Origin of the sequence: Thermoanaerobacterium thermosulfurigenes (assembly GCF_051201035.1) — a bacterium.
Taxonomy (GTDB): Bacteria; Bacillota; Thermoanaerobacteria; order Thermoanaerobacterales; family Thermoanaerobacteraceae; genus Thermoanaerobacterium; species Thermoanaerobacterium thermosulfurigenes.
This window is the reverse complement of record NZ_JBPODR010000003.1, coordinates 32,294-52,950: the sequence shown is the minus strand read 5'-3', so window position 1 is coordinate 52,950 and position 20,657 is coordinate 32,294. Positions and strand designations below refer to the sequence as shown.

Annotated in this window: 21 protein-coding genes, 3 tRNA genes and 1 riboswitch; of the genes, 11 read left to right on the top strand and 13 right to left on the bottom strand. The window is 35.2% G+C overall.

The window, feature by feature from the left end; translation table 11 throughout:
• Positions 1–83: 83 nt before the first annotated feature.
• Positions 84–740, bottom strand: coding sequence for a methyltransferase domain-containing protein (locus tag HNR52_RS01665; protein ID WP_230197615.1), 657 nt, complete (start codon positions 738–740; stop codon positions 84–86).
• Positions 741–880: 140 nt separating this feature from the next.
• On the opposite strand from HNR52_RS01665, the gene HNR52_RS01660 reads away from it, so the two are divergent.
• The 3 genes from HNR52_RS01660 (at position 881) to HNR52_RS01650 (ending at position 2,998) form a co-directional block, all read left to right on the top strand.
• The gene (locus HNR52_RS01660; protein WP_013787063.1) at positions 881–1,201 is read left to right on the top strand and encodes a hypothetical protein; all 321 of its coding nucleotides are present in this window, start codon (positions 881–883) and stop codon (positions 1,199–1,201) included.
• A 122-nt stretch (positions 1,202–1,323) separates the two neighbouring features.
• Positions 1,324–1,602, top strand: a complete 279-nt coding sequence (locus HNR52_RS01655) for an ACT domain-containing protein (RefSeq protein ID WP_085112773.1) — start codon at positions 1,324–1,326, stop codon at positions 1,600–1,602.
• Between the two features lie 31 nt (positions 1,603–1,633).
• Entirely contained in the window at positions 1,634–2,998 is a 1,365-nt protein-coding gene (locus tag HNR52_RS01650; RefSeq protein WP_435619544.1) for a PFL family protein, read from the top strand.
• Between the two features lie 120 nt (positions 2,999–3,118).
• Here HNR52_RS01650 and menA read toward each other — a convergent pair whose 3' ends face one another.
• Positions 3,119–4,063 (bottom strand): 1,4-dihydroxy-2-naphthoate polyprenyltransferase, encoded by a 945-nt coding sequence (gene menA, locus HNR52_RS01645; protein WP_435619505.1) that lies wholly within the window; start codon positions 4,061–4,063, stop codon positions 3,119–3,121.
• 80 nt (positions 4,064–4,143) lie between these two features.
• On the bottom strand, positions 4,144–4,542 hold the full coding sequence (locus tag HNR52_RS01640) for a DUF1284 domain-containing protein (RefSeq protein WP_435619504.1): 399 nt from the start codon (positions 4,540–4,542) through the stop codon (positions 4,144–4,146).
• 72 nt (positions 4,543–4,614) lie between these two features.
• Here HNR52_RS01640 and HNR52_RS01635 point away from each other — a divergent pair, with 72 nt between their 5' ends.
• Positions 4,615–4,776, top strand: coding sequence for a CDIF630_02480 family spore surface protein (locus HNR52_RS01635; RefSeq protein WP_013787058.1), 162 nt, complete (start codon positions 4,615–4,617; stop codon positions 4,774–4,776).
• Between the two features lie 32 nt (positions 4,777–4,808).
• Here the strand turns inward: HNR52_RS01635 and nifJ are convergent, their stop codons facing one another.
• Entirely contained in the window at positions 4,809–8,327 is a 3,519-nt protein-coding gene (nifJ, locus tag HNR52_RS01630) for a pyruvate:ferredoxin (flavodoxin) oxidoreductase (protein WP_435619503.1), read from the bottom strand.
• A gap of 117 nt (positions 8,328–8,444) precedes the next feature.
• Here nifJ and HNR52_RS01625 point away from each other — a divergent pair, with 117 nt between their 5' ends.
• Positions 8,445–8,615: a biotin/lipoyl-binding protein gene (locus HNR52_RS01625; protein ID WP_435619502.1), complete on the top strand. Its 171-nt coding sequence runs from the start codon at positions 8,445–8,447 to the stop codon at positions 8,613–8,615.
• Between the two features lie 30 nt (positions 8,616–8,645).
• The gene (locus tag HNR52_RS01620; RefSeq protein ID WP_435619501.1) at positions 8,646–9,185 is read left to right on the top strand and encodes an ABC transporter permease; all 540 of its coding nucleotides are present in this window, start codon (positions 8,646–8,648) and stop codon (positions 9,183–9,185) included.
• A gap of 182 nt (positions 9,186–9,367) precedes the next feature.
• Here HNR52_RS01620 and HNR52_RS01615 read toward each other — a convergent pair whose 3' ends face one another.
• Positions 9,368–10,351 carry a Rieske 2Fe-2S domain-containing protein gene (locus HNR52_RS01615; protein ID WP_435619500.1) on the bottom strand — a complete coding sequence of 328 codons (984 nt, stop codon included), beginning with the start codon at positions 10,349–10,351 and terminating at the stop codon, positions 9,368–9,370.
• Positions 10,352–10,746: 395 nt separating this feature from the next.
• Here HNR52_RS01615 and HNR52_RS01610 point away from each other — a divergent pair, with 395 nt between their 5' ends.
• Positions 10,747–12,024: a solute carrier family 23 protein gene (locus tag HNR52_RS01610; protein WP_435619499.1), complete on the top strand. Its 1,278-nt coding sequence runs from the start codon at positions 10,747–10,749 to the stop codon at positions 12,022–12,024.
• A gap of 56 nt (positions 12,025–12,080) precedes the next feature.
• Here the strand turns inward: HNR52_RS01610 and HNR52_RS01605 are convergent, their stop codons facing one another.
• The 5 genes from HNR52_RS01605 to HNR52_RS01585 all read right to left on the bottom strand — a co-directional run bounded on the left by HNR52_RS01605 (position 12,081) and on the right by HNR52_RS01585 (position 16,970).
• Complete coding sequence (locus HNR52_RS01605) at positions 12,081–12,416, bottom strand: phage holin (RefSeq protein WP_435619498.1); 336 nt, start codon at positions 12,414–12,416, stop codon at positions 12,081–12,083.
• 5 nt (positions 12,417–12,421) lie between these two features.
• Positions 12,422–13,075, bottom strand: coding sequence for an N-acetylmuramoyl-L-alanine amidase family protein (locus HNR52_RS01600; RefSeq protein WP_013787053.1), 654 nt, complete (start codon positions 13,073–13,075; stop codon positions 12,422–12,424).
• 123 nt (positions 13,076–13,198) lie between these two features.
• Positions 13,199–14,851 (bottom strand): cobalamin B12-binding domain-containing protein, encoded by a 1,653-nt coding sequence (locus HNR52_RS01595; protein ID WP_435619497.1) that lies wholly within the window; start codon positions 14,849–14,851, stop codon positions 13,199–13,201.
• Positions 14,848–15,948: an NAD/NADP octopine/nopaline dehydrogenase family protein gene (locus tag HNR52_RS01590; protein WP_435619496.1), complete on the bottom strand. Its 1,101-nt coding sequence runs from the start codon at positions 15,946–15,948 to the stop codon at positions 14,848–14,850. Before HNR52_RS01590 ends, HNR52_RS01595 begins: the two co-directional genes overlap by 4 nt.
• Before the next feature lie 108 nt (positions 15,949–16,056).
• Positions 16,057–16,180: riboswitch (cyclic di-AMP (ydaO/yuaA leader) on the bottom strand.
• A 271-nt stretch (positions 16,181–16,451) separates the two neighbouring features.
• Positions 16,452–16,970: a methyl-accepting chemotaxis protein gene (locus HNR52_RS01585; protein WP_435619543.1), complete on the bottom strand. Its 519-nt coding sequence runs from the start codon at positions 16,968–16,970 to the stop codon at positions 16,452–16,454.
• A gap of 834 nt (positions 16,971–17,804) precedes the next feature.
• On the opposite strand from HNR52_RS01585, the gene HNR52_RS01580 reads away from it, so the two are divergent.
• From HNR52_RS01580 to HNR52_RS01565, 4 genes are all read left to right on the top strand, one after another.
• Positions 17,805–17,894, top strand: a tRNA-Leu gene (locus HNR52_RS01580).
• Positions 17,895–17,908: 14 nt separating this feature from the next.
• Positions 17,909–17,984: transfer RNA gene (locus HNR52_RS01575), tRNA-Met, on the top strand.
• A 5-nt stretch (positions 17,985–17,989) separates the two neighbouring features.
• A tRNA-Met gene (locus HNR52_RS01570) sits at positions 17,990–18,063 on the top strand.
• Between the two features lie 251 nt (positions 18,064–18,314).
• A complete protein-coding gene (locus HNR52_RS01565) occupies positions 18,315–18,716 on the top strand; it encodes a hypothetical protein (RefSeq protein WP_435619495.1) in 402 nt (133 codons plus the stop codon).
• A 121-nt stretch (positions 18,717–18,837) separates the two neighbouring features.
• Here the strand turns inward: HNR52_RS01565 and HNR52_RS01560 are convergent, their stop codons facing one another.
• From HNR52_RS01560 to HNR52_RS01550, 3 genes are all read right to left on the bottom strand, one after another.
• Positions 18,838–19,761: a Ppx/GppA phosphatase family protein gene (locus HNR52_RS01560; protein WP_435619494.1), complete on the bottom strand. Its 924-nt coding sequence runs from the start codon at positions 19,759–19,761 to the stop codon at positions 18,838–18,840.
• A 41-nt stretch (positions 19,762–19,802) separates the two neighbouring features.
• Positions 19,803–20,225, bottom strand: coding sequence for a S1 domain-containing RNA-binding protein (locus HNR52_RS01555; RefSeq protein WP_013787048.1), 423 nt, complete (start codon positions 20,223–20,225; stop codon positions 19,803–19,805).
• 95 nt (positions 20,226–20,320) lie between these two features.
• Positions 20,321–20,620 carry an FtsB family cell division protein gene (locus tag HNR52_RS01550; protein ID WP_013787047.1) on the bottom strand — a complete coding sequence of 100 codons (300 nt, stop codon included), beginning with the start codon at positions 20,618–20,620 and terminating at the stop codon, positions 20,321–20,323.
• Positions 20,621–20,657 lie beyond the last annotated feature (37 nt).

The window sequence follows — 20,657 nt, the reverse complement described above, 5'->3', positions numbered from 1 at the left end:
ACTGCTGTTTTGTGTTGTGCAGCAATTTGAATTCTTATTTGTTACAGCTTTCACCTAAATCACCTCCTTTTAATGCAAGATATCTACCTTTTAATACCTTTGATTGTTATACTTGCAACTGGATATCCATTTTTCATGTATTCACGCTTTTTAAGATATTCTATTTCTTTAAAACCTGCATTGTTTATGGCTTTTATATAATCTTCCTCCGGAATAGCTCCGCCGAAGCAGTCAGCCCAAGCTTCAGGGTCATTTACAATCTCATCTGGAAGTCTATCTTTTGACACCACGTCTGAAACAATAAATCTTCCACCAGCTTTAAGAACCCTGTAAATTTCTTTATAAACTCTCTCTTTGTCTTTTGCATGATTTATCACACAATCGCTTATGACAACGTCAAACTTTTCACTTTCAAGTGGTATGCTTTCAACATCTCCTACAACAAACTCAGCATTCTTTATATTAAGCTTCTTTCTGTTTTTTTCAGCTTCTTCGATCATTTTTTCAGTAAGATCGAGACCTACTGCAATTCCTCTTTCACCTATTATCTTTGCAGCATTTAAAACGTCATTTCCTCTGCCACATCCTAAATCAAGCACATTTTCTCCTTCTTTTAAATCTGCCAAAACGATATTCTTGCCGCCACAGCTTAAATTGTCATCTTCTTCAGCTAATTTTTCGTATCTATTTATTATGTTTTCTTTCGCTTCCATCTCGTCACCACCTTTTATTAAATGCATCATATATCCCCTAGATAGGGGGTGGTACTAAATGATAGTATACCACAATAATTTAACAAAGTAAATACAAAACAAAAGAAAGAAAACGCATTTTATAATTAAATCTATTATGTGGAATATTAGAATGTGGAGGTGTTTTTATGAAAATAACGGCCGTATTCCCTACTCAAGGTATGGCAAGCGCATTAGTCGACAGTTTAAAAAAGATGGGTTTCGATCGAAAAGACATGATCATAACAAATATGAAAAAATCTGTGCAGGATATGGATTTTATGGTTGACAATGCTATAGATATAAAGTCAGAAAGAGAAGGCTTAGGTGAAAAAAGACCTTATACGGACTTCTATATTGATGACGCTGACTCCGGAATACTCATTACAGTCGAAGCACCTAAGAAAGAAGTGTCTAAAATAAGAGAGACAATGGAACAATGCGGTGCAACAAACATAATTCAAAAGTGATATAAGGTGGGGATATGCTTCATTTCCCCACTTCATTTCTTTGAGATTTTATTATCATATATGTATTGCACGAAAATTCATCATATAGTATACTATGTACAAATATGGAGGGAGTGTTTATCATGAGTGAACAAAAAGCCATTATATCCGTAATCGGTGTCGACAGAGTAGGAATAATTTATAATGTTTCAAAGTTGTTAGCTGAAAACAACATCAATATCTTAGACATCAGCCAGACGATATTAAAGGACATCTTTACAATGATCATGATAGTTGATATAAAAAATTCTTCAAATGACTTTAACATATTAAAAGAAGAACTTAAAAATTTAGGCGAAAATTTAGGAGTCAAAATCGACATTCAGAAAGAAGACATATTTAGAGCAATGCACAGATTATAGACATGATGTTTTATTGAAAGGAATGATTAAAATGGGCTTTGCTTTTGAAGAAATAGAAGAAACTATAAGGATGGTTCAATCGGAAAAGCTTGATATAAGGACAATAACTATGGGCATAAGTTTAAGAGATTGCTCAGGAGACAATGCAGACACAATTGCTGAAAAGATCTACGATAAAATCACAAAAAAAGCCGAAAATCTCGTAAAGATAGCCGAAGAATTAGAATCTGAATTTGGCATTCCTATTGTCAATAAGCGCATATCTGTGACGCCTATCGCCATCGTTGCAGACAATATTGAAAAAGATGAGTTTATTAAAATAGCTTCGTCACTTGATAGAGCTGCAAAAAATGTAGGGGTAAACTTTATAGGCGGATATTCTGCTTTAGTACATAAAGGATTTACAGATGGAGACCTAAACCTTATAAATTCAATCCCTCAAGTTCTCAGTGAAACAGAAAGAGTTTGTTCATCTGTAAATGTAGCAACGACTAAAGCAGGTATAAACATGGATGCAGTAGCTTTGATGGGAAAAATCATAAAAGATACAGCGTATCGAACAAAAGAAAACGACGGCATAGGTGCTGCAAAGCTTGTAGTATTTTGCAACGCACCAGAAGACAACCCATTCATGGCAGGGGCTTTTCACGGCGTCGGTGAAGGTGAATGCGTCATAAACGTAGGTGTAAGCGGACCAGGTGTGGTATTGGCAGCACTTTCAAAGCTTCCAAAAACCGCCGATTTCGGCCAAATTTCAGAGACAATAAAAAAGACGTCATTTAAGATTACCAGAGCTGGTGAACTCATAGGGCGTCTTGCGGCACAAAGGCTAAACACTTCGTTTGGAATACTCGATCTATCTTTGGCTCCAACGCCAGAAATAGGTGATAGCATAGCAAACATACTTGAATCAATGGGACTTTCAAAATGCGGTTCTCATGGTACAACGGCTGCACTGGCTCTTTTGAACGACGCCGTAAAAAAAGGCGGTGTGATGGCATCATCATACGTTGGAGGTTTAAGTGGTGCATTTATACCTGTAAGTGAAGACGCTGGAATGATAGAAGCTGTTGAAGCAGGCGCCTTATCATTAGAAAAACTTGAAGCCATGACATGTGTATGCTCAGTTGGCCTTGATATGATAGCAATTCCAGGTGACACACCTTATGAGACCATATCAGCCATAATAGCAGACGAAATGGCAATAGGCATGATAAACAAAAAGACAACTGCCGTAAGAATCATCCCAGCACCAGGCAAAAAAGAAGGTGACCATGTAGAATTTGGCGGACTTTTAGGCCATGCACCTGTTATGAAAGTAAACAGCTTTTCACCAAAAGATTTCATAGAAAGAGGCGGAAGAATCCCTGCACCACTTCACAGTTTAAACAATTAGTGATAAGCATGAAATAAATTTTCATCCTTTTTGTGCCACAGTTGTTTATACATTGCCTTTTACATTTGCTTTTTGCTGTATTACGGAGCAAAAAAATTTGAAAAAAGAGATTTGTGATAGTTATAAAATCAATCCCAGCCCTAATGCGATTATCTCAGCTATATTCATCATCAAAAAGTTTTTGACAGACAGTGGAAACGTATCTTTCTTTGTCTGGACTTTGTAAAATTTTCTTATATTTTTATTTACAGGCACAAATGTCAACAATACAATAAGTACCAATAAAGGCAGCACCTTTAAAATCACAAGAGCCACTATGTCGATGTATGAAATATAGTATAAAGCCTTAAATAATTTTAGGGCTTTTTCTTTTCCTATGTATATAGGCAGTGTATAGCGCCTGTTTTCTAAATCGTCCTCAATATCGCATATGTTGTTTGCCAACATGATATTGGCAATCCCCATCACTGCCGGTAACGACATGAAGAAAATTTTTAGTACAACAAGCACATTAAACCATATATTTAAAATGCCATCGCTGTATGTAACATAAGCTATATTTTTGTCGTATACATGGATAAAAACAGATAAAAATACAATTACAAAGCCCATAAAAAATCCCGAAAAAATCTCTCCCAGTGGCATCCTGGATATAGGTATAGGTCCAAATGAATACAAAATACCAACTGCAAATGACATCATGCCGATTAGAAGCACCACTAAGTTTGTACGCAAATACAGTGCAAATCCTGACACAGATGCTACAAGAAGAAGTACAACTATAGTTATTACAACAGTTGTCTCAGATAGATTGTCCCTTACAATTGCATTGTGCTTCTCATAATTATACCCGTAAGTTTTATTTGCCTTTTTATAATCCATATAATTATTAATTGCGGTAGTAACCATGTCAAACGATATTAGGGAAATAAACATAATTAAAAAATTAACAACTTTGATTTCATGAAAAGCATACAATGCATACACAGTCCCCAGCATAAACGGTGTCACGCTGGCAGCCTTCGTCTGTATCTCAACTAATTTTAAAAAGCTCCTTACTGTCATATTATTTCCACTTCCTCCTTTTTCCCTTTTGATTTTATTTTAACATCAAATCACAATTAAAAAAATACCAATATTTCTAATCATCTCAAATTTTTCAATCCATCAACACAATACCCATATCCTTTCCAACTACAATTACGGCATATATCATTCATAATATCTTCAGTCATAAATAACTTTATATTAGTCGCAATCTCGCTATATTTCATGGATTCTCCGGGTCTTATTTGAATGACTTTGAGTACAGCATCATCCATCTCTTTAATGCTATCTCTATGATGTTCATTTTTGCACACGCCAGATAAATTATTGGGACATTTCTCGCAAATGTTATCCACACTATCCACAAGCTTTATCAACACATCATCATCATTTTTAAGCTTTTCAACGACTTTATCCATGTTTTTGATAAATTCCTCATCATATCCCAATCCTTTAAAACCTAACATGCACAAAAGATGATGACCTCTTATAATCATGTAAAAACCCCCTAAAATTTGCATAATAAAATAGTACACAATGATTATACTACATTTTAAGGAGTTGATATTATGATAAGAAAAAGCAAAAAATATTATAAAGAACCTATTGAAAAGCATGAAACAGCCTCATGGGCGAATATTAAAGAAAATGCCAGCAAGGCAAAAGTACCTATCCCAAATGAGATAGAAGTCATAAACGCAAAAGAATGGGTAGATGAAAACGAAAAGTAAAAGTATGGCCTCAGCAACCGAGGCCATACTTTTTAAAGTTGTGAAAGAGACTTGTAGATTTCAAATCTTTCTTTTGCGTCTTTTGAAGACTCATCATACAGCTTTTGCGCCAAATCCGGGAAAAGTGTCTCCAATGATGAATACCTTATTTCGCCTTTTAAGAAGTCTATGTAAGACTCTGTCGGTTCTTTCGAATCCAATGTAAATGGATTTTTCCCTTCGGCTTTAAGCTCCGGATTGTACCTATAAAGGTGCCAATATCCCGCATCAACTGCCTTTTTCTCTTCTTTAATGCTTGTACCCATTCCTGATTTTATACCGTGATTTATACATGGAGAGTAGGCGATTATAAGTGAAGGGCCTTTATACTTTTCAGCTTCAGCAATTGCCCTTATCGTATGATTCATATTTGCACCCAAGGCAATCTGAGCCACATAGACGTATCCATAGCTCATAGCCATCAAACCTAAATCCTTTTTCTTTATTTTTTTGCCGGATGCTGCGAATTTTGCAATAGCCGCTGTAGGTGTAGATTTTGACGACTGACCTCCTGTATTTGAGTAAACTTCAGTATCCAGCACAAGCACATTTACATCTTCTCCAGATGCTAACACATGATCCAGCCCTCCAAAACCTATATCATATGCCCATCCATCACCACCTATTATCCAATGGGACTTCTTGACAAGGTAATCTTTCAGTCTGTATATCTCCTGTACTATTTTATTAGATTTTAAATTTTCACGGCTAATTATATTTATTATTTTGCTTGATGCAAGTTGAGATGCTTCACCATCATCCTTATTGTTTAGCCATTCTACAAAAGCATTTTTCAATTCATCAGGTATCTGTGTTTTAAGCGCTTCAGAGATTAATTCCCCAAGCCTCTGCCTTATCTTATTGTTTGCGAGATATATGCCATATCCGTACTCTGCATTGTCCTCAAAAAGAGAATTTGCCCACGCAGGTCCTTTGCCTAAATCATTAGTTGTATATGGTATTGATGGTGCACTTCCGCCGTATATTGAAGAACACCCTGTAGCATTTGCTATTATCATCCTATCCCCAAACAACTGAGTCAATAGCTTTATGTAAGGAGTCTCTCCGCATCCAGGACACGCTCCATTAAATTCAAAGAGAGGCTTAGAAAACTGGCTGCCTTTCAATGTAGTCTTTTCCATCACATTATCTTTTGGCTTAATCTTTACAGCAAACTCCCAATTGTCAGCTTGATTTTCTATTTCTCCCTCTGCTGGCATCATCACAAGTGCCTTTCCAGGTGCTGGGCACACATCCGCACAGTTGCCACATCCTGTACAGTCTAAGGGACTTACCTGAATGCGATACTGAAACGCTTCAAGCCCTCTACCTACCGCTTTTTTGGTCTCAAAAGTAGGTGGTGCGTTTTTCACCTCTTCATCGTTTAGTAAAAACGGTCTTATAACAGCATGAGGACATACCAATGAACATTGGTTGCACTGTATGCATTTTTCTATCTGCCACTGCGGAATCATTACCGCTATGCCACGTTTCTCGTATGCTGTTGTTCCCAATGGAAATGTACCATCTTCCATGCCTGAAAAAGCACTTACAGGCAGATCATCGCCTTCATTTTTTGCCATAGGTTTTTGTATTTTGGTCAAAAATTCCGGTTCATCCTTGACAAAATCTTCATTTTCGATGGCATTTTCCCATGAAGCAGGAACATTAACTTTTCTTAATGATTCTAAACTTCTGTCAACAGCTTTAATATTCATATCGACTATGTTTTGCCCTTTGCTGCCGTAAGTCTTTTGTATAGATTCTTTTAAGTACCTAATGGCATCTTCAAATGGTATTATATTGATAAGCCTAAAAAACACAGTCTGCATTATCATGTTTATCCTACCGCCTAAGCCTACTTCTCTTGCAATAGATATTGCGTCAATTGTATAGAAATTTATCTTATTTCTTGCAATGTACCTTCTCATAGATGCTGGAAGTTTTTCGTCAAGTTCTGATTCACTCCAAGGGCAGTTTAAGACAAAGGTTCCACCGTTTTTTAGTCCTTTTAAAATGTCGTAGTTGTAAATAAAAGACTTGTTATGGCATGCTATATAATCGGCATGATACACAAGATAGCTGGATTTTATAGGTTTTTGGCCAAATCTCAAATGGGATATGGTAGTTCCTCCAGATTTTTTGCTGTCATACTGAAAATAACCTTGCACATAAAGATTTGTATTATTACCTATTATCTTTATGGCAGATTTATTTGCGCCAACAGTTCCATCTGAGCCCAAGCCATAAAATTTGCAGCTTACAGTTCCCTGCGGCACAGTCTCTATTAATCTACCTGTATCTAAAGATGTCATAGTCACATCATCTTTTATACCTATTGTAAACCTATCTACCGGATTGTATTTTTTAAGGTTCTCATACACTGCTATGATTTGCGACGGCGTCGTATCTTTTGAACCTAAACCGTATCTGCCTCCTACGATTATAGGTTTATCTTGTTTATCAAAAAATGCTTTTACCACATCAAGATATAAAGGCTCACCGATAGAACCAGGCTCTTTTGTCCTGTCTAACACTGCTATTCTTTTGACTGTGCTTGGAATAACATTTAAAAAGTGTTTTTCTGAGAATGGCCTGTAAAGCCTAACTTTTACAAGACCAACTTTCTCGCCTAATCCTGAGAGGTAATCAATCGTTTCCTCAATTGTCTCACATACAGAGCCCATTGCTACTATTACGTATTCAGCATCTTTTGCACCGTAGTAATCAAACAAATGATACTCTCTACCTGTCAGCTCTTTTATTTTTTCCATGTACTCCGCAACTATATCTGGTACCTTTTCATAAAACTTATTTGATGCTTCCCTTCCTTGAAAGTATATATCGGGATTCTGAGCAGTTCCTCTTATCACAGGATGTTCTGAGTTTAACGCTCTATTTCTGAATTCATTTACTGCATTGTAATCTACAAGTTTTTTTAGATCCTCGTAATCAATCACTTCAATCTTTTTTATTTCGTGGGATGTCCTAAAACCGTCAAAGAAGTGCAAAAATGGCACTCTCGACTTAATTGCGCTAAGATGTGCAATACACCCTAAGTCCATCACTTCTTGAACGCTGTTTGATGCAAGAAGAGCAAAACCTGTTTGCCTACATGCCATCACATCCTGATGGTCTCCAAAAATTGATAGAGCGTGTGCGGCAACTGCTCGGGCACTTACGTGAAAAACACCAGGCAAAAGCTCTCCTGCAATTTTGTACATATTTGGTATCATAAGGAGAAGTCCCTGTGATGCTGTGTATGTAGTCGTCAGTGCACCTCCTTGCAGCGATCCATGTACTGCACCTGCAGCACCCGCTTCTGATTGCATCTCTACCACTTTGACAGTATCTCCAAAGATATTTTTTTTGCCATGTGCAGCCCATTCATCTACACTCTCCGCCATTGGAGATGATGGAGTGATGGGATATATAGCGGCAACCTCTGTAAAAGCGTATGATGCGTACGCTGCAGCAGTATTTCCATCCATAGATTTCATTTCGACAGTCATAAATGTTTAATCCTCCTCGTTCAAATAAAATAATATTAAATTTTGCTAAAATTAGTATTTCATAAAAAATGATTATCATACACATTACTCTGGTTTGCTTTTATAGCCACATACACTTTGTCGAATATAGCTTTAAATGAAAATAAATATTCTGGGACAATTGAAATAACAGCAGTAAACGTTCAATCAGAAATTTCTGAACGTATCTTAGATTTATACGTTAGTACAGGTGAACAAGTTAAAAAGGGAGACAAGATAGCTTTGCTTGATGTCAACCAATATGAATAGCAAGCAAAAGAAGCAAAAGCAGCTCTTGATATGGCAAAACTAAATTATGATCAAATCAAAAACGGACCTAAGGAACAAACAGACATTGCAAATCTCAAGGTAGAACAATCTCAAGCAACTTACGATTTGTCTAATCTGATGGTAAAAATAGGATATACAGATTTTATGATGGTTTTTGCCTTAAGCATTTATTGGTTCCGCATACCTGTAAATGGCAGCATTATTTTACTGCTCCTTTTAGGTTTTGACTTCATAATTTGTGCTCTCGCTATAGGTATGCTTATATCGACAGCAGCAAAGACTCAGACACATGCAATGCAAGGAGCTTTTATGTTGCTGTTGCCCACAATAATTTTATCAGGTTTCATATTTTCAAGAGAACAAATGCCTTCTGTCATAAGAGCAATAAGTGACGTCATTCCACTCACATATTTCCTGGACATATTGAGGGGAATAATAATAAAAGGAGTAAGCGCAAACATATTATTAAACCAAATCATAATTATGACATCAATGGGATTTGCGTTGCTTTTAATCGCTGTACTAAGATTCAGAAAGAGGCTTGATTAAGCCTCTTTATCCATTATTTGGTATCAACAAACTTAGATGAAATATCATTCATAACTTCGTATATTTTTGATGCGCTTTCAAGTCTTGAATATTTCAAATTTATAAAGTTTGATTCATTAATAAATATAAATAAGGTTTCATCTCCCACTTATAAAGGATGGGAGACTTCTTTCAAGCCTTCGTTATGATTCTTTTTCTATTTCTTGTTTTTTTAGTTCTTCTCTTTTTCTTCTAAACTCAATTATTGGCAAATCACCAGGGATTAAATTCTCATCCATTTTAAGTTCACTTTTTTTTGGTAGCTGGGTTAAAACAACTCTTCTATCTTGATGTAAAATAATTTTATTAGGTATACTACTAAGATTGTTTATAATTTGTTTCAAAACCGGCAGTTTCATAAAACTCTGATAAAATCTTAAATATATTTTAGTATTTTCTTCATCTATCGGTGCAAAAGCTGCTACAATTCTAACCTTATCAGATATTATATTTTGCCACAGATTAGGCATTTGAAGCTGCAAACTAAAAAGTTTTTCATAGTTTTCTATTTCATTGGGCTTTTGAGGTGTTTGTCCATTATCCTCTTCATTTTTAACATAAAATGTCATTAAATCCTCATTCCACTTTACCACAGGACCATTGACAAGAGTTTTATTACCTCTGCCAATAGTTGTATTGTGAACAAAAGGTAAATGAACTACATCTAATTGATTTTCTATAGCCCTTGTATAATGGACTCTCCAAATTTCTGAAAAACCACCATAAGAAAAACCTTCTTTTAATTCCTCAAAAAATTTTATTTTAGGCAAATTTTCTCTTGGCTCACCATACCAAACCCATATAAAACCATAGGCTTCTTTAGCTATATAAGAATTCACTTTAAAATTACTAAGTACTGGCCTGTCTTTCCCATTTGCAGGTATACTAGTAACTTTTCCAGATGAGTCATATTTAAAACCATGGAAAGGACATTGTATATGATTATTTGCAACTTTCCCAAGAGCTAAACTAGCTCCTCTATGACAACACTTATCAAAAATGCAACTTATATTATCTAACTCATCTCTCCAAAACACTAATTTTTGAGAAAATCTTGTTACACCTATAGGTTTATTTTTCTTTAGCTCTTTAGAGTCTAAAACTGCATACCACTGATTTTTAACCATGTTATTCTCCTCCAAATATCTAATTGGATATTTAAAAAAAATAAATATAGTAACTTTCTATTTTTTAATTTAACTATCATTAAATATCCACATCCCAAAAGAAATCTCTACACTTTTATTATAAAACTTTTTGCAAACCATTTCAATAAAAAAGATTTTTGTAAGCCTTGGCATTTAATACGCTTTTGTTTTAACAGCACAAATTGCAATATCAATTATCTTTAAAATATCATGTAGACAATCTTATTTTTATATGTTATAATTTGTGTAGTTTAATAAGACCCTTTAAAATTAGTCCAGTGAGGCTAAAAAGGAGGAACGATATTTCTGCATATCTATATGTTTATCCTCCTTGAGAGGGTTTTTTTATGCCAAAAATTAAAGGAGGAATCGTCATGAAGAACAAATTTTACGGTATACAAGATGTACCGCCTATCAACGAAGCTGTTCCGCTGTCCTTTCAGCATGTATTTGCAATGTTTGGTGCAACAATACTTGTACCGCTTTTGACAGGATTAGACCCTGCCGTAACATTGTTTACATCAGGACTTGGCACATTAATATTTCACCTAATGACAAAAGGAAAAGTACCTGCATACTTAGGTTCATCATTTGCATTTATCGCTCCTATAATCGCAGCAACCAAAGCTTACGGCGTAAGAGGAGCTTTCACAGGTATGATAGCCGCGGGACTTGTGTACGTGGCAGTTTTCATACTAATAAGCTTAACCGGCATAGACTGGATTGAAAAGATTCTTCCATCTGTAGTAGTGGGTCCTGTCGTAATGATCATTGGCTTAAGCTTAGCACCTACAGCGATACAAGAAGCACAAAAAGATTTGCCTACGGCTTTAGTTACAGCCGCTCTCGTAATAATATTCAGCATGTTTGGAAAAGGATTCATGAAAGTTATACCAATTCTATTAGGCACTATCGGAGGTTATATCTTCGCCATATTCAGAGGTCTTGTAGATTTTTCTCCCGTCGCTAAAGCATCGTGGATTGCTATACCGAAATTTTCATTCCTTATTGGTCATTCACCTGTGCTTGCATGGGGTGCTGTGACATTGATTGCACCTTTAGCATTAGTTGCAATAATCGAAGATTTAGGTCACGTTCTTGTAATAGGAAATATAGTCGATAAAGATTTAATAAAAGATCCAGGTTTTCATAGAGTGATGCTGGGAAACGGCCTAGCAACGTCAATAGCCGCACTGTTTGGTGGTCCACCAAGCACGACGTATGGTGAAAATATAGGTGTTTTAGCCATGACAAAAGTATACAGCTCAAGAGTCATAGAAGGTGCCGCTGTCATAGCGATACTTTTAAGCTTTATTCAAAAGATAGGAGCACTTATACAGGTTATACCACAAGCAGTAATGGGTGGTGTCACCATAATCCTATTTGGAATGATTGCAGCCGCAGGTATCAGAACATTAGTAGAAAATAAGGTTGATTTTTCTGACAGTCGAAATTTGATAATAGCATCAGTAATCTTAACTCTCGGTGTTGGCGGCATCAAAATAGGATCAGGAAATTTCGTGTTTGAAGGCGTCGGTCCTGCAACATTAGCAGGCATAATCCTAAATTTAGTTCTCCCTAAAATTAAACTTACAAAACCAGAAGGCGAAAAATCGAAAGTAAAAGATGACAGTGTCATCACACAAGCGTAAAAAATGACTGTTGCAAGCTATTTTATGTAGCCTTCCAACAGTCATTTCTTCTTTTTTTAAACTTTTTTGCTTGTGGTGCTAAGCCCCTTTAGATTTAATACGTAGTTCATCTCAAACACAGCAGCTTCAATTAATTTGTCTATTTCTTCATCCGTCAGCTTGTTTCCCACTATTTTCTTTATTAGGTTTACCGCTTCTGCTTTTTTATCAGCACCATTTCCCGCACCAAATTCCTGCTCTACTCCTCTTACAATCATTTTCGCTATATCGAAATACCTTTTTGTCTTTTCAGTGCCTATCTTTGAATACAAATAATTTATGACATAGCCTAATGTAGCAAGTATCACCAATTGCAGCCCTGCTGTCAATATAGTCATGATTAGGTCTTTCATTTCCTTTAACCCCCTATAATTTTTAATAATGCACCTGCAATATCTTTCCACTTTACATAACTTTCAGGATCGTAATAATCAGAGATTATGCCCATTTGATGAAGTTTTTCTATATCATTGGAATCATTTGTCTGCTTTAAACCTATAGTATTTAATATTCCATTTGAAATAGATGCAGCATATAGATTTTGTTTATTCAAAAGAAGCTCTAAATCATCCTTATTTGTTATAAATCCTAATTCAACTAATATTGATGGCATATTTGTATAATGTAATACATAGAAGTTAGCTGTTTTTACACCTCTATCTGCTGTTTTTAAATTTGTCACAATAGCTTGCTGCACGCTTTTTGCCAATTTTGCTCCAGAAGTGCTTCCAGGATATGAATAAGTTTCTGTCCCCTTCGCAGAAGAATCTTTAAAGCTGTTACAGTGAATTGAAACAAAGTAATCTGCATTGTTTTTATTGGCAATATCGCACCTTTCGCTAAGCCCCAATGTTACATCTTTATCTCTTGTCAAAATTACATCTACATTGTTTGCTTCTAAGACGTTCCTCAATTTAAGAGATACGCTTAAGTTTATATCTTTTTCAAAATAGCCATATCCTATAGCGCCACTGTCAGAACCACCATGGCCAGGATCTACAACTATTAACAATTATTCATCACCTCCTATTGTATTTGCCTCTCCTTATAATATGTTTTTCACAAAAAAAATTTATATAGAAAACATAAAAAATCGGATGTATATTTTGTGTATACACCCGATAATAACTATTTTTTAAGCTACGATTATGAGTTTTTGGTAATTTTGAATTATGTTATATATTCTTTCTTCTTCTTTAATAATCCTATTGTTTTCATAGTCATAGGCATAGCATGCACCATTTATAACCTTTGTAGTCAGCAAACCACTTGCGCTTTTATTTCCTTTTAAATGCGGTGCGTCTAAAATGCCCAATTTTATCGCCAACGATAGTGTATGTGGATCTGACAGCGGATCACTGCATAGTGTATTAAGATCATTTATGGCATTGATTATTACCATCGCATCATTTATTAGTTCCTCTTTCCTCTTTAAAATATCAAGATCTTTAGTGAAATCCGCCATACCACGCAAAGTGTTGTTTATCACGGCTTTTGTGATTTTCACACTTTCTATTATATCATCTGGCGTTGCTGCATGATGTGCTTCACAAAAACCTACAACATGATATATGTGAGGTTTTATAGCCATTGAAAGATATGCACTTGAAGCAAGCTGCCCTTTTGCTTCAAAAAGATCCTGCGGCATACTTGCAAGCCCTGCCCTTGCCTGTCTATATACTCTAAAGTTATCATCCTGCAAACTCTCCACAAGCTCTATAGATGCCAGCATTTTTGCAAGATCCATTTTGGGCGATGTAGCTGGCGGCACATTGAACATAAACTGAGCTATATAGTTTTTTACACCCATCTTCTTTGCATTGTATGCTGCAATGTAGCTTGCCGCCACATATATGGCATCATGTGCATCTCTAAGCCCCCAATGGTGTGCTTCATTTACCTCAACAGGTATATTTCTGTCAGCATGCCACTTCATCAGCATCTGGTTCTCTCTAATGGATTCTTCTACTTCTCTTGGCCCCCTGCCATCTAGTACATTGTACCAGCAAAGGGGTATAGCTGCCCATGCATTGTTTATTGTGTTTTTAAGCATTTGAGCCATTTTAAAGACATCATTCGTCCCACTGTAACATCTAAGCAGCGGATAATTTCCACGCCTTGACTCATCGTAAAGTTTTTTGAATTCTTCTTCAGTCCTTATAGGCACGCCACCTGCCCCATCAAGTGATGCTTTATATTTTTTGTCAAAAAAATGCTCTTGTGTATTTTGGTCAGGCGCTATTGATATCACATCGAGAATTTTTTCTTCCGCAATCCTCCTTACACCTTCAAGTGTATCATCATACGAAGGCAATCCAAAGTGATGCCTTATTATAGGATACGGATAGCTTTTCTCAATCCTTTCAATCACATCTCTACCATATTCTTTTTCACTATATGAAGCTTTCTTTCCTCTTAGGTATGAAATTGTGTACTCATCGCCAAAAGTTCCATCAAAAATTTCCTCAAATATTCCTGACTCTTTTGCAACTAAGCAATTGGGCTCTGTGCCTCCAAATATCCATCTAATATTGCTCAAACCATATTTTCGTATTTTATCTTTAAGCTCATTCAATATGGTTTTCAGTGTTTCTGGAGTCAGTCTATAACTTACACCTACTATATCAGGTTTCTTTAAACGCACTGTATCTACCAACTTATCAATAGATGTAGCAGGACCTAAAAAATCCACTTTATACCCTTCCTGCTCTGCAATCTTCAAAAATCTATATGCTCCCGCAACATGGACATCATTTTCTATAGAAGCTGCAATAATATATTTTTTCATGCGACAGTGATCTCCTCCTTTAACCCCTCTATCATTACCTTTATCTCCGCTGCGCTTTTTCCTTCCAATCCTAATTTTCCTGCTGTGCGCCCGATTTTCCAATAGTTCACTTCATGCATGCATGATGCCAAATGAATTATAGAATCTATAGTATAAGTAGGAATGCCTAATTGTTTGCCAATCGATGAAATAGGCACCAAACTCATTGGCACATCTTCAAAAATGTACCTGCAATCAAGATTTTTTGGTGCAAGCAAGCCTCTATAAGCATCTGTCTTTTGAATCGCATCATACAGATTGTCTGCAATAACGCCGTATGCATCTTTAAGCCAATCAAGCGCTGTAACAGCATTGACACCTAAAGCGTGGGCAACTGCTATTCTCTCCCTGTCCATTCTCTCCAATATTTTAGCCACCGACGGTGATATGCCTTCCAAATAATATTGAAAATCACCTTCTGTAGTCTCTATTCTTGCAGAGTTCAAAAGTGTAGGCGCTGGATGAAAGATAGAACCTATATTATTTAAACTAGTCTCTAAAACATTTTCAGCAGGTACTATCTGCGAATAAGCTAATCTCAACAAATCAACAACATAATCAGCCTTCCAAGCCGGTATAGATGCCAGTGAGACCACATCTTTTATCCTGAAAATCTTTGAAACGCCATTATTCGATCTGCAAGCATATATAAACGTATCAGTCTCTGCTACTACCACATTTATATCGTCTCTAATTTTAACAATGTTATAAAACTCTATAGCGCCAAAAGTTCTTCCCGGATTCAAAACTATTATCTGATCATTTCTTAAGTGTGGTAACATTTCATAAGCTATGTCACTGTGTCCAGACGCAGGAACAGTCACCATGATTATGTCTGCATCTTTTATAGCGTCTTCCATATCGTCAGTGACCATATTAAGCTTTGCAAATCCATCTACAACGCCTTCAAGATGAATACCACCATTATTTAAAATAGGAACTAATTTCTCACGAGATCTGTTGTACAAATTGACTATAAAACCCATCAACGAAAGATGTGCCGCCATCGCCTGACCGCCGTTGCCAGCACCAATGACAGAAAAAATAGGTAATCTCATTTAAAAACCTCCTTCTATTTTAGGGTATTAAAAAAGCCATAGAGAAAATCTATAGCTGAAACCCGGCAACTAATAGAAGGTAGTTGTACCGAATATATTCATGCTATTTCCTCCTCTTTCAACGCTTACGAGGTTAGCTGACGGGTTAGGATCGAAAGATAACCCCTCCATACAAATGGATTCACCCCAAAATTGGTTTCCCCGCTTCATACGAATTCAGCGTTATAGCATATTATTAAATTAATTAAATTATACCATATCAAAATTCCATTTGCAAATATATTAAAAATATGTAAATTTTGTAACAAAAATGTGTCTTTAAAATATGCAAATCATAAAAATATGGATTGAAATTCATGAAATATTTGTTTGAAATTAAACTATATAGAAGCAAATTATTGCCTCTATAAAAATAAAGCACTTCTGCAAATATATACAGAGGTGCTTTATAAATACGGATTTTCGATTTGAGCAAATCGAAAATCCGTACTGCTTTTATAGTCCTATAAATTCCTTGCTAATTCTTCTAAAAGTTGAGAAGTAGCGCTTAATTCCTCTATGGAAGAACTAATTTCTTCAAATGCGGTAGCTTGTGTCTCAAAAAATGAGCTTGATTCATTTATTTTGTCAGAAATACTTTTTATAGATTCCTGTATTTTCTCTAATACTGAGTCTATTTTACTTATAGATTCACTGCTGGTATTAGATAACTTTCGTATTTCTTCAGCAACCACACTAAAGCCTTTGCCTTTTTCACCAGCTCTTGCGGCCTCAATGGCTGCGTTTAATCCCAATAAATTTGTTTGTTTAGAAATATTTTGAACAAATTTTAAAATATCATCAGTGCCCTTTGTATTTTCAATAGCTTTATTTACTTCTTCTAATATCTTAGTATTTGAATTAACTACAATTTCGACTCCAGAGGAAACCTCTTGGATAGCTGAAGATATTTGCTCAAGTGATGCTGCCAGATTTTCGGATAGTGACAATACTTTATGTCTTTTTTCTAAACTTTTCCCCATAAGTAAAACCCCAATTACAGAATTATCATAATCTTTTATAGGGATAGCATATGATTTAAACGGTACTCCATATACTTCTTTTGGTACATCTTTTATGATGTAGTTTCCAGTTCTAAGGGCTTCAAAAGCTGCACCACCTTCTGGAATTGCATCACCTACTTTTGCATTAATAGGAAGTTCATCACAATTTTTTATCTCTAAATATTTTTCATTATCTACAATGGCAAAAGATACACTATCCTCAAAAAGTAATGGTAAAAAAGTTGTTAATTTATGAAAAAAGTCAAGCATCTCATCTTTAGATATGGTTATCAATTTTAGTCCTCCTTAATTCGTTAATTTTTTAACTTCTCATAAAGCGCTATAATAAATTATATAGAATTAACGACTTTTGTCAAATTTAGTTAACATTCTTCGATCCCTTATAGGTAATCTAAAAACATTCGTTCACATCTTTTGTAAAACCACCTTTTTTATAAAAATTAAACCAATGACAAGCCATCATTTTTTATAATTTCACACATACCCCTCCCTCCTGATAAAACTTAAAAGTTAAATCCCTAAAACGTCGTCGATATCCTGTGTTTTTTGTACTATCCAATGTAGACGACAAATTACTACCTTATGCAACAACTTTATATAAATATATTCTGCATAATTCCTCTAATTCCTTCTTTATAAATTGAATAAAAAAACAATTGATTACCATTGGCCACTTTCATTATCAAATATGTCAAAATTTTATTGTAATCTACACCGAATAATATGGCATAAAGGTATTGACTAATAGTCCTTTATGTAATATAATTAATGATGTCGCTGGTTGATGTGATTGCCGGAGTGGCGGAACTGGCAGACGCACAGGACTTAAAATCCTGCGGGCCTTTAAAGCCCGTACCGGTTCGATTCCGGTCTCCGGCACCAATTGAATAGTACATCGCGGGGTGGAGCAGTTGGCAGCTCGTCGGGCTCATAACCCGGAGGTCGCAGGTTCAAGTCCTGCCCCCGCAACCAAATATGGCGGCGTAGCTCAGTTGGCTAGAGCATGCGGTTCATACCCGCAGTGTCGGTGGTTCGACTCCACTCGCCGCTACTAAACCAATAAAATCAGGGTTTTGATGATTTTAAAAAAACATATAGTCAAAACGAATAAGTATAATTACTCGCCTAAAAAGGTGGGTGATTTTTTTATATATTTTTTAATATAAGATGAGCATATTAAATACATTAAATCAACATGACAAAAATCTTTAAAATGAGTCTTAAATACTATTGAATTTATAAAATTTATAAATTAGAATGAATCTATGGGAAAAATTTTGGACTAAAGAGAGGTTTTTGTTGATGGAGGAAGAAAAAATTCTTTTTTTGTTAGAAAAAATTAGCAATAATATAGGGAACTTAAATAAATCAATAACTGATTTAAAGTCAGATGTAGATAGTATAAAAGTAGAAATGTATGATTTAAGATCAGAAGTGTATAGTGTGAAAGAAGAATTCACCAATTTAAAATCAGAAATGTTTAATGCAAAAGAAGAGATAAAAAAACTTGGCACTAAGATTAATAATGAAATAACTGATAAAATAAGCGCTTTATTTGATGATAGGCAAATTGTGCACGAAAAAATTGATGAAATAAGCGAAAAGATCGATAGAGTACAAATAGATGTGAACAACATGACGATTAAAAAGTTATATCATGACAATAAAATATTGGAATTAGGACAAAAGCTGAGCAATAGGTAATCTCAGCTTTTATGTTTTTTCTTTTTATACAACAAAAAGCATCGGTTATTTCTTTAAAAGCTTGCAATCCATCTTTTCTGACATTGTTATGAATACATTATTCGCATACATCGACATAAATCTAATTGTCTGCTTTATCATTCACGTTTTTTATATATTTTTCTACTAAGGCGCCTTCTAAATTGTCCCACTCGCTTACGGTAATTGAAGTACAGTTCAAAAGCTTTAAAATTGTATAGACTATTATTGTGCCTGCAACGATAATATCAGCTCTTTCAGGCTGCAAACCATTCAAAAGTCTTCTCTCGTTCAAGCTCAACGACATCATTAAGTCCAGCAACCTTTTTATTTCGCTTTTACTAAGCACATATCCATGAACTAATTCTCTCGAGTAGATTTCTAAACCCTGTGACATGGCAGCAAGTGTTGTTATTGTACCACCTATGCCAACTACATCTGTAGGTATTTCTTGATTTTCACTTATAAATGGCATAAGCATGTCTGTTATATAGAGGCTTATATTATTGTACTCATCGAGCGTAATAGGATCATTCTTTATAAATTTCTCTGTAAGCCTTAAAGCACCTATATCAAAGCTTTTTTTCACAAGGTTTCCGTTAAGATAAGAAAATTCTGTACTCCCTCCACCAACATCCAAAACCAATACACTTTCTCTTTTTATTCCGTATGAGGCACCAATATATCCATAAAGACTTTCAGTTTCACCATCTATTATATCAACGTTTATGCCAAATTTTGAAAGTTCATTTATAAAGCTGTCAGCATTTTTAGCATCTCTCACTGCAGATGTAGCAAAAGCATATATATCTTGTACCTTGAGATTTTCAGCATCGTCTAAAAAAGCTTGTATTGCACTTGCTGTTCGCTCAATAGCATCACTGGCCAATTTCCCACTTTTCGATACAGAATCACCAAGTCTCGTTACTTTAACATCCTTCTTTATGTGTTTAATTTCTTTCCCATCTACATCACACACAAGATGGCGGACAGAATTTGTTCCTATATCGATAACAGAACACCTCATAATAATCCTCCCATAAAAAATCTTCGGGCTTGCCCGAAGTTTTAATAACTAGCGTTTCTTTTATAGCCACCGCCTCTTCTTTTTGAATCAAAATTCTTTTTAAGCTGCTGCTGCCTTTCATCAGAATCCTTTAAAAATTTTGATATTCTCTCTTCAAAAGATATATTATTATTCCGATTGCTATAATTATCACTGTCGTAGCCTTTGTTGCTTTTTACCTGTTTTGGTTTTGGCAAAGCCTTTTTTATTGATAGGCTTATTCTTCCGCCCTTATCCATAGAAAGAATCTTTACCTTCACCTTGTCGTTTTCTTTCAAAAATTCGTTTATGTCTTTTACATACGTGTTAGCAACTTCTGATATGTGGACTAGCCCTGTTTTGCCTTCTGGTAATTGAACAAACGCTCCAAAATCTGTGATATTTAGAACAGTTCCTTCAACTACCTCTCCTACCTGAAATGGCATATAAATGTTTATCCTCCCTCTTCTTATTTGATTACTAATATGTTTAATTATATATTAAAAAGTCATTTCTATCAAGCATATTAAAAAAATTCGCCTTAATTCGAGGAATTTTGTGCATCCTTAGCAGTATCTATAAACATAATCTCTCCTTTTTTGATAAGCCCTAATTTTTGCCTAGCTTCATTTTCGATAAATTCATCTGTCTTTATATATTTTATCTGATTGTTTAATTTTTTATTCTCCTCTTCAGCAGCATTTACTTGTGTAGTAGCTGCATTCAATTTTTTATCCAACACATTTAATGTTATTTGTTGCTTTACAAGAGTAAATAATATGTACACGACAAAAAGAATTAAAAGCACCGGTTTTAGCTTAATCTTTCTACTTTGTTTCATGTCCAATATACCTCTCACACATTTTTATTCATTCGGA

Bases quoted from the DNA above. Each gene is read 5' to 3' on its own strand.
- HNR52_RS01665 (WP_230197615.1), bottom strand. From the start codon at position 740: ATGCATTTAATAAAAGGTGGTGACGAGATGGAAGCGAAAGAAAACATA.
- HNR52_RS01660 (WP_013787063.1), top strand. From the start codon at position 881: ATGAAAATAACGGCCGTATTCCCTACTCAAGGTATGGCAAGCGCATTA.
- HNR52_RS01655 (WP_085112773.1), top strand. From the start codon at position 1,324: ATGAGTGAACAAAAAGCCATTATATCCGTAATCGGTGTCGACAGAGTA.
- HNR52_RS01650 (WP_435619544.1), top strand. From the start codon at position 1,634: ATGGGCTTTGCTTTTGAAGAAATAGAAGAAACTATAAGGATGGTTCAA.
- menA (WP_435619505.1), bottom strand. From the start codon at position 4,063: ATGACAGTAAGGAGCTTTTTAAAATTAGTTGAGATACAGACGAAGGCT.
- HNR52_RS01640 (WP_435619504.1), bottom strand. From the start codon at position 4,542: ATGATTATAAGAGGTCATCATCTTTTGTGCATGTTAGGTTTTAAAGGA.
- HNR52_RS01635 (WP_013787058.1), top strand. From the start codon at position 4,615: ATGATAAGAAAAAGCAAAAAATATTATAAAGAACCTATTGAAAAGCAT.
- nifJ (WP_435619503.1), bottom strand. From the start codon at position 8,327: ATGACTGTCGAAATGAAATCTATGGATGGAAATACTGCTGCAGCGTAC.
- HNR52_RS01620 (WP_435619501.1), top strand. From the start codon at position 8,646: ATGGCAAAACTAAATTATGATCAAATCAAAAACGGACCTAAGGAACAA.
- HNR52_RS01615 (WP_435619500.1), bottom strand. From the start codon at position 10,351: ATGGTTAAAAATCAGTGGTATGCAGTTTTAGACTCTAAAGAGCTAAAG.
- HNR52_RS01610 (WP_435619499.1), top strand. From the start codon at position 10,747: ATGAAGAACAAATTTTACGGTATACAAGATGTACCGCCTATCAACGAA.
- HNR52_RS01605 (WP_435619498.1), bottom strand. From the start codon at position 12,416: ATGAAAGACCTAATCATGACTATATTGACAGCAGGGCTGCAATTGGTG.
- HNR52_RS01595 (WP_435619497.1), bottom strand. From the start codon at position 14,851: ATGAAAAAATATATTATTGCAGCTTCTATAGAAAATGATGTCCATGTT.
- HNR52_RS01590 (WP_435619496.1), bottom strand. From the start codon at position 15,948: ATGAGATTACCTATTTTTTCTGTCATTGGTGCTGGCAACGGCGGTCAG.
- HNR52_RS01585 (WP_435619543.1), bottom strand. From the start codon at position 16,970: ATGGGGAAAAGTTTAGAAAAAAGACATAAAGTATTGTCACTATCCGAA.
- HNR52_RS01565 (WP_435619495.1), top strand. From the start codon at position 18,315: ATGGAGGAAGAAAAAATTCTTTTTTTGTTAGAAAAAATTAGCAATAAT.
- HNR52_RS01560 (WP_435619494.1), bottom strand. From the start codon at position 19,761: ATGAGGTGTTCTGTTATCGATATAGGAACAAATTCTGTCCGCCATCTT.
- HNR52_RS01555 (WP_013787048.1), bottom strand. From the start codon at position 20,225: ATGCCATTTCAGGTAGGAGAGGTAGTTGAAGGAACTGTTCTAAATATC.
- HNR52_RS01550 (WP_013787047.1), bottom strand. From the start codon at position 20,620: ATGAAACAAAGTAGAAAGATTAAGCTAAAACCGGTGCTTTTAATTCTT.